The sequence below is a fragment of the Streptomyces sp. NPDC012510 genome, assembly GCF_042955065.1.
GTDB lineage: Bacteria > Actinomycetota > Actinomycetes > Streptomycetales > Streptomycetaceae > Streptomyces.
On record NZ_JBIBEN010000004.1, the window covers coordinates 128,944 to 143,511 of the forward strand.

Below are 14,568 nucleotides of genomic sequence, written 5' to 3' on the forward strand. Positions count from 1 at the left end.
CTTCCGTCCGGCAAAACACACGGTCACGGCATCACCGCCCGCACGGTCACGGCATCTCCCTATGTTCGGCGTGCGACCTCCCTCTCATCCGGCGTCGCGAGCGCAACCTCTGCCCGTAGACTCCCTCGCGTGACACGTCGCGGGCCGGTTGGCAAGATGGCCATGGCCCGCGCGGTCGGCTAGGTGCGGTAACAGGGAGGAAGCGTCTCGTGAGCAGCAGGCCATCCCGAGGCGCTGCTCGCCTCGCAGCCATACTGGACGCGCTGCCCGACGCGTTGGTGCTGGTCAACGCCAACGGCACCGTCGTCAACGCCAACACGATCGCGCTGGAGGCCTTCGAGGCCCCTGGGACCGCCCTCGTGGGACGGGGGCTGCTCGATCTGCTGCCGGAGTTCGACTCCCGGCTCATCCCCGGATCCATGCGGCGGCCCGACACCATGGACCCCACGGGCCGCACCAAGCCGACCCGCATGATCGCCCGCCGGACCGACGGCAGCGAGTTCCCGGTCGAGGTCACAAGCGCGAATCTGGAGAACGGCCAGCAGGCGTACGACGGTTACGGCTACGCCAACGACGAGCTGCTCATGCTGGTCGTAAGGGATCTGTCGGGCACCGTCGACACCGAGGCCGAACTCGCGCGTTCGCAACGGCAGACCGAGATGATCCTGCGGGCCGCGTCCGAGGGCGTGGTCGGCACCGACACGGACGGACGGATCGTCCTCGTCAATCCGGCCGCCGCTCAGATACTGGGTTATCGGGCCAGTGACCTGGGAGGGCGTGAGCTGCACACACTCGTGCTGCACTCGCGCGAGGACGGCTCCCCCTTCCCGTACACCGAGTCGCCGCTCGCGGACACGCTGCGGTCCGGGCGCAAGCACCGGGTGCGCGGGCAGGTGCTGTGGTCGAAGAACGGCGAGAAGGTGTCGGTCGACCTCACGACCGCGCCGGTGCGCGACGGGGACCAGCTCGTCGGTGCCGTGATGACGTTCACCGACCGGCGGCCGTACGACAAGCTCGCCGAGGAGAAGGACGCCGAGGCCGAGGCGCACGCGGAGGAGCTGGAGCGGCTCGCCGAGGAGCACGCCGAGGAGCTGGAGGGTGTGCGCGAGAAGCACACCGCCGAGCTGGCCGAGCTGACCGAGAAGCACGCCGAGGAACTCGCCGCCGGGGACGAGCGGTACGCGGCGCTCGGGGAGCGGGAGAAGGACCGGTACGAGGCGCTGGCCGCGCGGCACGAGCAGTTGCTCGCCGTGCTGGGCACCTCGCTGCGCGGCCCGCTGGACCAGCTCCGCAGTGAGCTGGGCACGCTCGCCGCCGACGACGCCGGGCAGCTGTGGCCCGAGGCCAACCAGGTGCTGCACCACCTGACCGCCGGGTACTCGCGGATCACGACCCTCATCGACAACGTGCTCGGCTACCAGCGGATCGACGCGGGCGAGGACGACCTCGTGCGTACGGCCGTGATGCTCGACGCGGTCGTGGCGGCCGGTGTCGACGGGGCCGTGGAGCTGGTCGGGCCGGGGCGGGTGCAGTTCGCGGTGCACGCGCCGCCCATCGAGGCCGAGGTGGACCAGGCGCGGCTCGCGACCGCGCTCGCGCACCTCGTCGCTGACGTGGCGGGGGTCGACGCGACGGGCAACGCCCCCATGTCCGCCGGCGGCTACATGGACAACACCGTCGTGGTGGCGGCCGCGCAGCGCGGTGAGGTCGTCCGGATCGAGGTCCGCGGACCGTACGCCGGGGGAGACCCGGTGCACCAGCCGATCGTCCAGGGGATCGTGCGGGCGCACGGCGGTGTGCTCCAGACGGTCGAGGTGCCGGGGATGAGCGGCAGCGCCTATGTGCTGGAGGTGCCGCTGGGTGGCGGTGCCGGGGCCGTGGCCGCGCAGGCGCTGCCCGCCGCTGTGATCGACACCGGGTCCGACGCCGGGCCCGGGTCCGTGGCGACCGGTGCCGAGGTGTCCCTGCCCGAGCAGGCCGCCGGTGGAGGCGGGCGGCGACGTGCGCGGCGGTCGTCGGTGGACGCCTTCCTCGACAGCGAGGACGTCCCCGAGGGCCATGAGGCGGAGGCCGCCGCACCCACCGGGCGGCGCAGGCGACGGGCGGAGGACGCTGCGGCCGGGGCCGCTGAGGGTTCGGTGGCCGCTCAAGGTGCGGAGGCCGAAGGCGCCGGGGGTACCGGACGGCGACGTGGGCGGGCTGCCGCTTCGGCGGAGGCCGCCGGTGAGCCCGTGGCCGCCGAGGGCGCGGTCGTCACGGCGGCCGAGCACGCGGCGGGTGCCGCAGCTGCCGCCAACGGGCTGGGCGGGACCGTACCGCCCCAGGGTGTGCCCGCGCCCAGTGGGCGGCGCGCACGCCGGGAGCCCGCGCAGAACGCGTTGCCGCCGGCGCTGCCCGCAGGGCCGAGCCCGGTCACCGAGTCCACCGCCGACGGCGCCGCCGGTGGCGACGGCGAGGCGCCCGGTACCCAGCAACCCACCGGGCGCCGTCGTCGCGCCCTCGCCCAGGCCGAGGAGCGCGCCACCGCACCCGAGCCGGGCGCGCGAACCGTCTTCGCCCTGCCGCCGGCCGAGGCCGACCGGGGACCCGAGTACGGCCAGTCGGCCGGGCTCGGACCTGTGCAGGCGCCCCCGGGGCAGGGTGCGCCCGGCGCGATGCCGATGCCCGCGCCCATGCCTGTGCCTGTGCCTGTGCCTGTGCCTGTGCCTGTGCCTGTGCCTGTCGGATCCGGCGCGCCTGCCGTGGCCGGGCAGGGCGAGGAGGAGGAGTACGAGGACGAAGGCGGCCAGGGGGCGAGCGCGGGCGCTTCGGCCGGGGGGCCGATGCCCGTGGGTGGACCGGTTCCGCACGGTGGACCGGTTCCGCACGGTGGACCGGTTCCCGCCGGACAGCCTGTGCCCGCCGGGGGTGCCGTGCCCGTTGGAGGAGTCGTCCCCGCCGGGGGAGTCGTGCCCGCCGGCGGAGTCGTGCCCGCCGGAGGGCCGGTGCCCGCAACCGGAGTTGGACAGCAGGTTGCCGGGGCCGAGCAGGTCGCCCAGGGTGGCGCGGGGGCGCCGGGCGGCGGCGCCGCGCCGGGTACGGGGCAGGCAGACGGGGTGGACCAGGGGGGCGGCGCCGGCCAGGGAGCCGTCGCTCCTCAGGCCGCCGGTGCCGGTCAGGCCCACAGCGCCGGTCAGGTCCCTGGTGTGGGCCAAGTGCCCGCCGCAGGGCCGGGGTCGGGTGACCCTGCCGGTGGTGTGGACGACGGACGCCATGACGCCGCGCTGCGCGACCCGGCCGACGACCACACCCCGCCGCAGCCGCATCCGGTGCCCACGCCGACCGGCCGCCGCCGCGCGGTACGGCAGCCCGCTCCGCAGCAGGGTGACGGCGTCACCGTGGTGGCGCCCGCGCAAGGGGCACCGGGCCAGGGTGCTCCCGCGCAGGGAGTCCCCCCTCAGGGAGGGCCGGGACAGCCGGGGCCCGGGCAGGGTGTCCCAGTGCGTGCCGCACAGCCCGTGCCCGCCCAGGGTGTTCCGGGTGGCCCGCATCCGGTGCCCCCGCAGGCCGCCGTCGCTGCCCCCGGCCGGCCCGTTCCCGCTCAGGCGGCGGTAGCCGCTCCCGGCGGGGCCGTGCCGGGAGCGGTCGCGCAGCCCGTCGCTCCGCAAGGGGCCCCGGGAGGCCCGGCTCAGGCGGCCGGCGCCGGGCAGGGCCAGTCTGGGCAGGCCGTCGCCGGGCAAGCCCTTGCCGCTCAGGCTGCCGCCGGACAGGTCGCCGCTCAGGCTGCCGTCGCACAGGCTGCCGCTCAGCAGACACATGCCGCGCAGGTCGCGCAGGCCACCGCAGTACCGCCCCAAGGCGCCCCCGATGGCCCGCAGCCCGCGCCCGCGCCGGCCGGCGGCCCCGGTCGGCCCGTGGCCGTACCCGGAGTCCAGGGCGCACCGGCGGCTCAAGGCGCCGCCCAGCCCGTGCCCGGTGCCCCGCAGCCCGTCCCCGCTCAGGGTGCCGCCCCCGGCGCGCCACAGCCGCCGTCACCGCAGGCCCAGTCCTGGCCGGACCCCCACCAAGCCCAGGCGACCTCCGGCGCCGGCATTCCCGTAGCGGCTCCCCAGGCGGCGCTGCCCCCGCAGGCCACCCCCTCCTCCGGCACCCCGCTGCCGCCGGAGGTCGCCGTGCAACAGCAGCCGCGCGCCGCACAGCCCTTGCCGGCCGAGGCTGCGGCTCCGGCGACGCCCGCCGCTCCCACTGCTCCCGCCGCTCCCGCCGCAGTCCCCGGTCCCTCCCCCGTCGACCCCAACTCGACCCAAGGGCGGGCGATCAGCGTGCGGACGCTCGGTCAGGGTGTGCCGTTCGCCCGTCAGGGTGTCCCCCAGGGGCAGCCGCAGACCGGAGCGACGCCCACTCCGCAGCAGCCCGGTGGTTCCGGCAGGCGCCGCAAGCTCGGGACGCCGCCCCAGGCGAACGCCGACCGGCCGGAGTCGGGCGCACGTCCGCACCCGCAGTCCACGCCGGCCAACGGCACCGGCAGCGGCCAGACCCCGCCCCCCGGGCAGACGGCCCCGTCGCAGCAGACGGTGGCTCAGGCGGCGCAGCAGGCGACCGGACAGGCCCCGCTGCCGCCGCAGCCCTCGCTCGCCGGGCAGGTTCCGCTGCCGCCGCAACCGTCCCTCGCCGGGCAGTCGCGGCTGGTGGGCCGTACGGAGGGTGCTGGCCGGTCGTACGCCATAGGGGCACCCGACGAGAACGCGGACGAAGGGCCCGAGCCGTTGGACGGACCCGGCGGCGCCGTGGAGGTGCCCGACCAGCCGCAGCCGCAGCCGATGGACGACGAGTTGCCGCCGGAGCCGCTGGACAACCCGCGCCGACTGCTGGTGTGGCCCGCGCCGGACGCGACGACGCACCAGGCACTGAGCGACCGGGGCTACCGGCCCGTCATCGTGAACTCCCGCGAGGACGTGAACGCCCAGATCGCCGCGTACCCGGCCGCCCTGTTCGTCGACCCGCTGACCGGGCCCATCACCCGCACGGCACTCCAGTCGCTGCGCCAGGCCGCCGTGGCCGCCGAGGTGCCGGTCCTGGTGACGGCGGGGCTCGGCCAGGCGACACGGGAGGCGGCGTACGGCGCCGACCCGGCCATCCTGCTGAAGGCGCTGGCGCCGCGCGACTCCGAGCAGCATCCGCCGCGCGTCCTGCTGATCGAGGAGCACGCGGAGATCGCGCTCGCCCTGACCGCGACGCTGGAACGGCGCGGCATGCAGGTCGCGCGGGCCGCGTCCGACGCGGACGCCGTCACGCTGGCCGCGCAGATGCGGCCCAACCTCGTGGTGATGGATCTGCTGCAGGTGCACCGCCGCCAGGCCGGAATCGTCGACTGGCTGCGGACTAACGGCCAGTTGAACCGCACGCCCCTCGTCGTCTACACGGCCGCCGTCGACCCGTCCGAACTCCCGCGTCTGGCCTCGGGGGAGACGGTCCTCTTCCTCGCGGAGCGCTCGACGAGCCCCGATGTACAGACACGGATCGTGGACCTGCTGGCACGAGTCGGCACGAACTGAGCCTGCGGACAGCGGTCGGGGCGGTGTTTCACGTGAAACACCGCCCCGACTGCTGCACTCACCTCAACAGGCTCTAGATCTGCGTCACGTCCAGCGCGCCCTCGGCGTACTGCCTGCGCAGCACCTTTTTATCGAATTTGCCGACGCTCGTCTTGGGCACCGCCTCGATGATCGTCCAGCGCTCGGGGAGCTGCCACTTGGCGATGTGCCCCTCGTCGGCGAGGAAGGAGCGGAGAGCGGCGAAGTCGGTGGTCGCGCCCTCCTTCAGGACGACGGTGGCGAGGGGGCGTTCGCCCCACTTCTCGTCCGGTACGGCGACGACGGCGGCCTCGGCGACGTCCGGGTGGGCCATGAGGGCGTTCTCCAGCTCGACCGAGGAAATCCACTCGCCGCCGGATTTGATGACGTCCTTGGCGCGGTCGGTGAGGGTGAGGTAGCCGTCGGGGCTGATGGTGCCGACGTCGCCCGTCTTCAGCCAGCCGTCCTCGCTGAACTTGTCGTCGGGGCGGACGGGTTCGGCGCCCTGACCGCCGAAGTACGCACCCGCGATCCAGGGGCCCCGGACCTCCAGCTCACCGGCGGACTCGCCGTCCCAGGGCAGGCGTTCACCGCCGGGACCGGTGAGGCGGGCCTCGACGGAGGCCGGGAAGCGGCCCTGGGTGAGGCGGTAGGCGAGCTCCTCCTCCGAGCCGGCCTCGACATGGGCCGGCGGCCGGGCGATCGTGCCCAGCGGCGAGGTCTCCGTCATGCCCCAGGCGTGGCAGACGTGCATGCCCAGCTTGTCGAACGCCTCCATGAGGGAGGGCGGGCAGGCCGAGCCGCCGATGGTCACCTGGGTGAGCGAGCCGACGTCACGCGGCCGGGCGGTCAGCTCGGCGAGCAGCCCCTGCCAGATGGTGGGGACGGCGGCGGCGTGCGTCGGCTTCTGCGTCTCGATCATCTCGGCGAGCGGTGCGGGCTGCAGGAACCGGTCCGGCATCAGCATGTTGACGCCGGTCATGAAGGTCGCGTGCGGCAGGCCCCAGGCGTTGACGTGGAACTGCGGGACGACGACGAGCGAGAGGTCCGCGTCCGTCAGGCCCATGGACTGGGCCATGTTCACCTGCATGGAGTGGAGATAGATCGAGCGGTGGGAGTAGACGACGCCCTTGGGGTCGCCGGTGGTGCCGGAGGTGTAGCACATGGCCGCGGCGGCGCGCTCGTCCAGCTCGGGCCAGTCGTAGGTGGTGGGCTTGCCGGCGATCAGGTCCTCGTACTCGTGCACCTGGACGCTCGTTCCGGCGAGCAGCGACCGGTCGCCGGGCCCGGCCACGACGACGTGCTCCACCGGCTTGAGGTGCGGGAGGAGCGGCGCGAGGAGGGGGAGCAGCGAACCGTTGGCGATGATCACCCGGTCGGCGGCGTGGTTGACGATCCAGGCCAGCTGCTCGGGGGGCAGCCGCAGGTTGAGGGTGTGGAGAACGGCACCCATGGCAGGGATGGCGAAGTACGCCTCGACATGCTCAGAGTTGTTCCACATGAGGGTCGCGACCCGTTCGTCGCCGTCGACCCCGAGGTCCTCGCGCAGGGAGTGGGCCAACTGCGCGGCACGGGCGCCGATCTCGGCGTAGGAGCGACGGTGGGGCTCGCCCTCGCCGGTCCAGGTGATCACCTGCGACGTCCCGTGGATGCTCGACCCATGGGTCAGGATCCTGGAGATCAACAGCGGTACGTCCTGCATGGTGCTCAGCACGGCGTCCTCCCGGGGCGGCTCTGCCTACGCGGTGGTAACGGTTGCGCTGATTCTGCTCACATACCGGTTGGTATGTCACTAGGGGACAGGATGATCGATCAGAGAGAGTAACCAGGCGAACCTCCAGCCGGGACCTCGGCATCGCTCCGGGACCGGACGAAGAGCCTCAGCCGGCCTGGGGTGGATGCCTCATGCCGGGCAACGAGCGAGTCACCGCACGGGTTCCAGCTCGGGATCCTCGCGCAGCTTGCCCAGCGCTCGCGATACCGCCGACTTCACCGTACCGACGGAGACGCCCAGGACCTCGGCCGTCTGGACCTCGCTCAGGTCCTCGTAGTACCTGAGGACGACCATCGCCCGCTGCCGGGCCGGCAGCTTCATGATCGCCCTCCACATCGCGTCGTGCAGGGCCTGCTGCTCGGCCGGATCGACGCTCTGGACCCCTTCGGGCTCGGGCAGCTCGTCGCACGCGAACTCGTCCACCTTGCGCTTGCGCCACTGGGACGTACGGGTGTTCAGCAGGGCGCGACGCACATAGCCGTCGAGGGCCCGGTGATCCTCGATGCGCTCCCAGGCGACATACGTCTTGGCCAGCGCGGTCTGCAGCAGGTCCTCGGCGTCGCACGGGTTCGCGGTCAGCGACCGGGCGGTCCGCAGCAGCACCGGCTGGCGGGCCTTCACATACGCCGAGAACGACGGGTACGACAGGTTCGTCAGGCTCGACAGGGCGGCCCGGGCCGGAGTCGCCCGGGCCGGAGTCGGCCGGGTCGAGGACGTCAGGGCCGACGTCGACAGGGCCGACGTCGACAGGGCCGGGGTCGACACGGTCCGCGTCACTGGTGCAGCGGCCTTCGAAGCGCTGGTGCAGACGGGTGTGGTCATGGCTCCAAGCTAGGAGCGGGCCCGGCCCTGCGGATCGGCCGCAGGTCCCTAAGACAAGTCCCCCTCAGGTTGTAGGAGTGGGGCGAGCCCCACCTACTGGAGGTGGATGAACGGCCCCCAGGTACTGAGGGTGTACCCCTGAGAACCACCTCCCCACGCCGTACGAAGCCGAGGCCGGGGCACGTCCCCACCCTCCCTCGGCCGCCTCACCGGCCCCCGCTCACCCCTCCGTCCCCAGTACCAACCCCGAGGTCGGCACCCCCGTCCCCGCGGTGACCAGGACCCGTTCCGCCCCCGGAACCTGGTTCACCGCGGTGCCCCGCAGCTGTCGTACGGCCTCCGCGATGCCGTTCATCCCGTGCAGATACGCCTCGCCGAGCTGCCCGCCGTGCGTGTTGAGCGCCAGCCGTTCCTCGGCGACGAAGTCCGCCGCCTCCCCCGGCCCGCAGAACCCGAACTCCTCCAGCTGCATCAGCACGAACGGCGTGAAGTGGTCGTACAGGATGCCCACGTCGATGTCGTCGGGGCCCAGCCCGCAAGTGCGCCGGAGCTGCCGGGCGACGACACCCATCTCCGGCAGCCCGGTGAGATCGCTGTCGTAGAAGCCGGTCATCTGCTGCTGCGCCCGGCCCGCGCCCTGGGCGGCCGCCACGACCACGGCGGGCGGCCTCGGCAGGTCCCGCGCGCGCTCCACGGAGGTGACGACGAGCGCCTGGCCGCCGTCCGTCTCCTGGCAGCAGTCCAGCAGCCGCAGCGGCTCGACGATCCAGCGCGAGGCCGCGTGCTCGGCGAGGGTGAGGGGGCGGCCGTGGAAGTACGCCGCCGGGTTCGTCGCCGCGTGCTTGCGGTCGACCACGGCCACGTGCCCGAACGCCTCCGGGGTCAGCCCGTACGCGTACAGATAGCGCTGCGCCGCCATCGCGACCCACGAGGCGGGAGTGAGCAGTCCGAACGGCAGCGTCCAGCCCAACGCCACGCCCTCCGCCGTCGGCTCCCGGTGCCGCACACCCGCCCCGAACCGCCGCCCTGACCGCTCGTTGAAGGCCCGGTAGCAGACCACGACCTCCGCCAGGCCCGTCGCGACGGCGAGCGCCGCCTGCTGCACGGTCGCGCACGCGGCGCCGCCGCCGTAGTGGACGCGGGAGAAGAAGGACAGCTCCCCGATGCCGGCCGCCTGCGCGACCGTGATCTCCGGGCTGGTGTCCATCGTGAACGTCACCATGCCGTCCACGTCCGCCGGCGCCAGCCCCGCGTCGTCGAGCGCCGCTCGCACCGCCTCCACGGCCAGCCGCAGCTCACTGCGCCCCGAGTCCTTGGAGAAGTCGGTCGCCCCGATCCCGACGACGGCCGCGCGACCACCGAGCCGGTCCTTGGCCCGTACGCTCATTCCGTGGCCCCCTTTCCCTCGGAGGCCGCTGCCCGTTCCGGGACACCCGCCCCTCCGGGAGGCGTTGTCCGCTCCTGGACACCCGCCCCTCCGGAGGCCGCTGTCCGCGCCGCGGAACCCGCCCCTCCGGTGGCCGCCCCCCGCTCCTGGACACCCGCCGGGAGGGTGAGCGTGACCGTGCCGGTGACGTGTCGGCCGATGCCGTTCTCGCCGATGACCCTGACCGTGGCCGTGCGGCCGTCGGTCGCCTCGACCGTGCCGGTCAACACCATCGTGTCACCCGGGTAGTTGGGCGCGCCGAGCCGGACGGCCACCTCGCGGAGGACGGCGGTCGGCCCGAAGTGGTCGGTGACGTACCGCCCCACCAGCCCGTTCGTCGTCAGGATGTTCATGAAGACATCCGGCGACCCCCGTCGACGCGCCGACTCCGGGTCGTGGTGCACGTCCTGGTAGTCGCGCGAGGCGATGGCGCCCGCGACGACGAGCGTCCGCGTGATCTCGATCTCCAGCGGCGGCAACGCCTCCCCGGCCCTCATGCCTCGACCACCTCCCCCTCCGCGCGGAACACCGGCAGCTCCGACTCCTCGTCACAACGGACGAACGCGAGCCGTACGGGCATCCCGATCCGCACCTTGTCGTACGGCACCCCGATGACGTTGCTGACGAAGCGCACCCCTTCCGCCAGCTCGATCAGCCCGACGGCGTACGGCGGATCGAACGCGGGGAAGGGCGGGTGGTGCATGACGACGTACGAGTACACGGTGCCGTCGCCACACGCCTCGACCGTGTCCCACTCGGGCGAACCGCACGCGTTGCAGCCCGGCAGCCAGGGCAGGCGGAGCGTGGAGCAGTCGGCGCAGCGCTGGATGAGCAGCCGGTGCCGGGCGACGCCCTCCCAGAACCCGGCGTTGTCGCGGTTGACGACGGGGCGAGGGCGGCGAGGTCGTTCTCGGGGGTGAGGCTGCTGTGGGGAGCGGGGCTGTTCGTCGGGTTGGGCGTGCTCTCGGCGCCGGCGCTCGCCTTCCCCGGAGGCGTGCGCCGGCGCGTACTTGAGGATCCGGAAGCGGTGGGTGCCGGCGAGCTCGTCCCCGACGCGCACGTCCATGCGCGTCGTCACGAAGTACCCGGTCCCGAGCTTGGTGGTCTTCCGCGCCGACACCGACTCGATGACCGAGTCGAACATGATCTCGTCCCCCGGCCTCAGCGCCCGCAGGTACACCTGCTCGCAGTCGGTGGCGACGACCGAGGTGTACCCGGCGCCGTCGAGCAGCGCGAGGAGTTCGTCGTACGCCGGCGCGCGGGTCTCGTGCCCGCTCAGCCCGCCCATCGTCCACACCTGCAGCATGGTGGGCGGGGCGACGGCGTCCGGCCCGGTGTACGCGGGGTTGGTGTCGCCCATGGCCTCGCACCAGTGCCGGATCATGGGCGAGTTGACGGGATCCTTGCCCCTGCCGCCGAGGACGGCCGCGCGCCCCTCGTAGACCTTGAGCCGTACGGACAGGTCGTCGACCGCCATGCCCCAGCCCCCTAACGAAATATCTGACTGTCCGTCAGATTGAAGGAACTCTCACCCCGCCTGTCAAGGTCGCGGGGCACGTACGCGCACACTCACCGTGGATCCGCCACATGGCCGGAACACCCCCTCGAAGCCCCTTCCCTTTATCGAACACAAGTACGAACATGGAAGCATGGCCACCTTGGACCGGCATGCCACCACCCTGGCCCTGGCACACGCCCTCTCCGCCGCCGAACGCGGACTGGCGGTGATCCCCCTGTCCCGCTCGAAGCTCCCGGCCCTGCGCTCCCCCCACCGGGACGATCCGTCCCCTCCTCCCTGCCACGGCGAATGCGGCCGCTTCGGCCACGGTGTCCACGACGCCTCCACCGACCCCCGCCGCATCCGCGAACTCTTCGCCGCCGCCCCCTGGGCCACCGGCTACGGCATCGCCTGCGGCCTCCACCCCCACCATCTGATCGGTGTCGACCTCGACACGAAAACCGGTACGGACTCCTCGGCCGCCCTCCGAGAACTGGCCCTCCGCCACCTGTTCACGATCCCCGAGACCATCGTGGTCCTCACCCCCAGCGGCGGCCGGCACCTCTGGCTCACCGGCCCACCCGACGTCGTGGTCCCCAACTCCGCGAGCCGCCTCGCCCCCGGCATCGACATCCGCGGCGCCGGCGGCTACCTGGTCGGCCCCGGCTCCCGCACCGACCACGGCACCTACACCACGGCCCCCGGTACGTCCCACCTCCCAGCGGCCCCCTGCCCACCGGCCCTCCTCCGCCTGCTGCTGCCACCCCCGCGCACCACCACCTCCCGCACGAGCGCTGACCAGGGGCGCAGCCACGGCCACGGCTTGGTGCACTTCGTCCTGACCGCCCAGGAAGGCCAACGAAACACCCGCCTGTTCTGGGCCGCCTGCCGGGCCTACGACAACGGCCTCGGTCCCGACCTGACCAACGCCCTGATCGAGGCGGCCGTACGCACAGGCCTGACAGAACGGGAGGCAAGATCGACGGTGGCTTCAGCGGCACGGATGGCGGGGCGGGAAACATGAGGCGCGGGCCTGGCCACCGGAAGCTCCGCACCGCCGCACCGCCGCACCGCCGCACCGCCACAAACTCCGCACCGCCGCACCGTCTCACCGTCGCACGGCCGCACCGCCGCAGAAACGACGACCGGCACCCGACTTTCCGGGGTACCGGCCGCTGAGAAGCACTCTCGGTCTCCCTACCGCGGCGGTTCCTCGCGGCCGGGATCGGTCGTCCGCCCTGTCTGTTCCGAGCCCATCTGCTGCCTGAGCCTCTCCTGGGCCGTGTCGACCTGGCCGCTGTACTTGCCCCGCGTCCTGTCATCGACATAGTCGCCGGTCTTGTCGACGCCCTTCCCGGCCTGCTCCTCATGGCCCTTCAGCATCCGCTTGAGCTTGTCCATCACAGACATGGCGGCTCCTTCCGCTGTTCGCCGTCCCCTCCAGAATCAGCGCCCCTCCCGGCGCCCGCATCTCGTGCACACGGCGAAGGGGCGACCCGCAACCGTGACGCGCCACCTGACCAGCACATTCCCCAGAGGGGTCAACGCGACCGGTTGGTCAGGACACAGAGGGGGTGAGGGCTGTCGGGGTCTCCGACATAGGTCCAGAGCTTCAGAACCTTTCCGTGCCGCAGAGCCTCATAGCGAGAGCGCACGTCACCGGTGTCGAACGACACGCTGAGGCTGGTCTGGCCGTCCCAGTCGTCCTGGTCCCACGTGCCCGATCCCGACCTCGGCTCGTTCTCCGGCGCGTACGGATCGACGTCATAGTCACCACAGACGTCATGGGCGGCGAACGTCCCATCCGGCTTCAGCGTCAGGGTGCCGCCCTCGTCGTCCGTCCAGGTGGTCACCATCTGGGATCGCCGCAGCTCGGTCGCCTCACCGTCGGGCACGGGCGGAAACCCACAGGAGGCGAGGACGAACACCGCCGGAACGAGGCCCAACAGAGCCCGACAGGAACGCGACACACGCCACCCCCAGCAGCTTCCGCGGGCCACAGGTGCGACCGGCTGGGTCATCATGCCCCAACGGGCAACGACACTCCTTCCGGGGCCCGGCAGAGCAGGAACGACAGCGAAGGAAGCGAACACCGACGGCCACGAGACGCAGAAACGGCCCCGACCAGTTGCCTGGTCAGGGCCTTTCACCTGCGGTGGGTGTGGGATTTGAACCCACGGTGACTCGCGCCACGACGGTTTTCAAGACCGTTCCCTTAGGCCGCTCGGGCAACCCACCTGCGCCCCAACCACCTGGGACGGAGCGGGTACAGCGTACCGGCAGTGGGCGGGCGGTGGGGGCGTGGCCCCGTGGGGCCACGCCCGCGGGGGGTTACTGCTTCCAGGCCCAGTGCAGGCGGTCGAGGCCGCTCTGGTTGTTCACCTTCAGGGTGAGGCTGGTGCCCGTGCCCTGGAGGGTGGTGAGGGAGTAGGTGTCGCCGTTGCGCAGGCCGGGCCAGTAGACCGAGCCGAGGCCGAGCTCACGAATGGTGTCGGTCGCGGCCTGGATGTAGGCGATCTCGTTGGAGCCGTTGACCGGGCCGTTGTAGTCCAGGCCTGTGGTCATGGAGGCGCCGAACTCGTCGAGGATGGTGCGTGAGGCGCAGTCGCCGATGCGCTCCTTGAAGTCGGCCTTCCACTGCTCGACGCTGGTCCAGTCGGTGTGCCAGAAACCGTAGTTGTGCAGCGCGATCCGGGTGCCGTCGAGTCGGCTGTCGGCGCAGACGGGCTTGACGTCCTCGCTGTACTTGATGCCGCCGACGAGGATGCGGTCGCGCGGTACGAAGCGGTGCGTCCTCACCCAGCGGGCGGCCACGTCGCGCCACTCCTGGGAGGTGTAGCCGAACGGCTCGTTCATCGGCTCGAAGTACACCTTGGGGTTTCCCGCGTAGGCGGAGGTGATCCGCGCCCACATCCGGTCCCAGGAGGCCTGGTCGTCGATCTTGCCGTCCTTGGCGTTGTCGGCCTCCCAGTACCCCAGGATGACCTTGAAGCCCTTGGCCGTGGCGGCGTCGATCGCGCCCCGGTACGACTTCCAGAAGGAGCCGTTCACGGAGGTCGGGTTCACCGGGAGGCGGACCGTGTTGGCGCCGAGCTTGGCGAAGCCACCGATGATCGCGCGGGACTTGGCGTAGGTCGTGGCGTAGCTGTCCGAGGTGGACAGGCCCGAGGGCACGACCGCGTCGTCGGCGTAGTTGTCGCGCGGGTCGGCCCAGTTGACCCCGCGGAAGTCGCTGACCGGCGGTGGTGTGGCGGGGCGGTAAGCGGTGGCTGCGGACGCGGGGGCGGCGAGAGCGCCGCCGAACGCCGTGACACCGGCCAGGAACGCCCCCAGGCAAGCTGTCCCGCGATGGTTCTTTGCTGGCACGAAGTCCCCTTCTGCGCAGGTGAGTCCGCAGACCCCACATACAGGTCGGCGACTCTGTGGCTCCCGCAAACTAAGAGAGGTCTCAAACAGGGGTCAACACATCTGCACACCAAATTTCATCAAGATCGCA

9 protein-coding genes, 1 tRNA gene and 1 pseudogene are annotated in these 14,568 nt (G+C 72.4%); 2 read left to right on the forward strand and 9 right to left on the reverse strand.

The window, feature by feature from the left end:
* Positions 1-209 precede the first annotated feature (209 nt).
* Complete coding sequence (locus ACFY9I_RS08450) at positions 210-5,534, forward strand: PAS domain-containing protein (RefSeq protein WP_390998366.1); 5,325 nt, start codon at positions 210-212, stop codon at positions 5,532-5,534.
* A gap of 73 nt (positions 5,535-5,607) precedes the next feature.
* On the opposite strand, the gene ACFY9I_RS08455 is transcribed toward ACFY9I_RS08450, so the two are convergent.
* From ACFY9I_RS08455 to ACFY9I_RS08475, 5 genes and pseudogenes are all read right to left on the reverse strand, one after another.
* Positions 5,608-7,266: a long-chain-fatty-acid--CoA ligase gene (locus ACFY9I_RS08455; RefSeq protein ID WP_390998369.1), complete on the reverse strand. Its 1,659-nt coding sequence runs from the start codon at positions 7,264-7,266 to the stop codon at positions 5,608-5,610.
* Positions 7,267-7,476: 210 nt separating this feature from the next.
* Complete coding sequence (locus ACFY9I_RS08460) at positions 7,477-8,148, reverse strand: SigE family RNA polymerase sigma factor (RefSeq protein ID WP_390998372.1); 672 nt, start codon at positions 8,146-8,148, stop codon at positions 7,477-7,479.
* Positions 8,149-8,368: 220 nt separating this feature from the next.
* Entirely contained in the window at positions 8,369-9,535 is a 1,167-nt protein-coding gene (locus ACFY9I_RS08465) for a lipid-transfer protein (protein WP_390998374.1), read from the reverse strand.
* Positions 9,536-9,687: 152 nt separating this feature from the next.
* Positions 9,688-10,071: pseudogene (locus ACFY9I_RS08470) on the reverse strand (MaoC family dehydratase); the annotation flags it as partial.
* Entirely contained in the window at positions 10,068-11,051 is a 984-nt protein-coding gene (locus ACFY9I_RS08475) for an OB-fold domain-containing protein (protein ID WP_390998380.1), read from the reverse strand. The gene ACFY9I_RS08475 and the pseudogene ACFY9I_RS08470, both read right to left, overlap by 4 nt.
* 172 nt (positions 11,052-11,223) lie before the next feature.
* On the opposite strand from ACFY9I_RS08475, the gene ACFY9I_RS08480 reads away from it, so the two are divergent.
* Entirely contained in the window at positions 11,224-12,096 is an 873-nt protein-coding gene (locus tag ACFY9I_RS08480; RefSeq protein WP_390998383.1) for a bifunctional DNA primase/polymerase, read from the forward strand.
* Between the two features lie 173 nt (positions 12,097-12,269).
* Here the strand turns inward: ACFY9I_RS08480 and ACFY9I_RS08485 are convergent, their stop codons facing one another.
* The 4 genes from ACFY9I_RS08485 to ACFY9I_RS08500 form a co-directional block, all read right to left on the reverse strand.
* A complete protein-coding gene (locus tag ACFY9I_RS08485) occupies positions 12,270-12,482 on the reverse strand; it encodes an Rv0909 family putative TA system antitoxin (protein ID WP_390998386.1) in 213 nt (70 codons plus the stop codon).
* Positions 12,483-12,613: 131 nt separating this feature from the next.
* On the reverse strand, positions 12,614-12,967 hold the full coding sequence (locus ACFY9I_RS08490; protein ID WP_390998389.1) for a hypothetical protein: 354 nt from the start codon (positions 12,965-12,967) through the stop codon (positions 12,614-12,616).
* Positions 12,968-13,225: 258 nt separating this feature from the next.
* A tRNA-Ser gene (locus ACFY9I_RS08495) sits at positions 13,226-13,310 on the reverse strand.
* Between the two features lie 93 nt (positions 13,311-13,403).
* A complete protein-coding gene (locus ACFY9I_RS08500; RefSeq protein WP_390998391.1) occupies positions 13,404-14,438 on the reverse strand; it encodes a cellulase family glycosylhydrolase in 1,035 nt (344 codons plus the stop codon).
* Positions 14,439-14,568 lie beyond the last annotated feature (130 nt).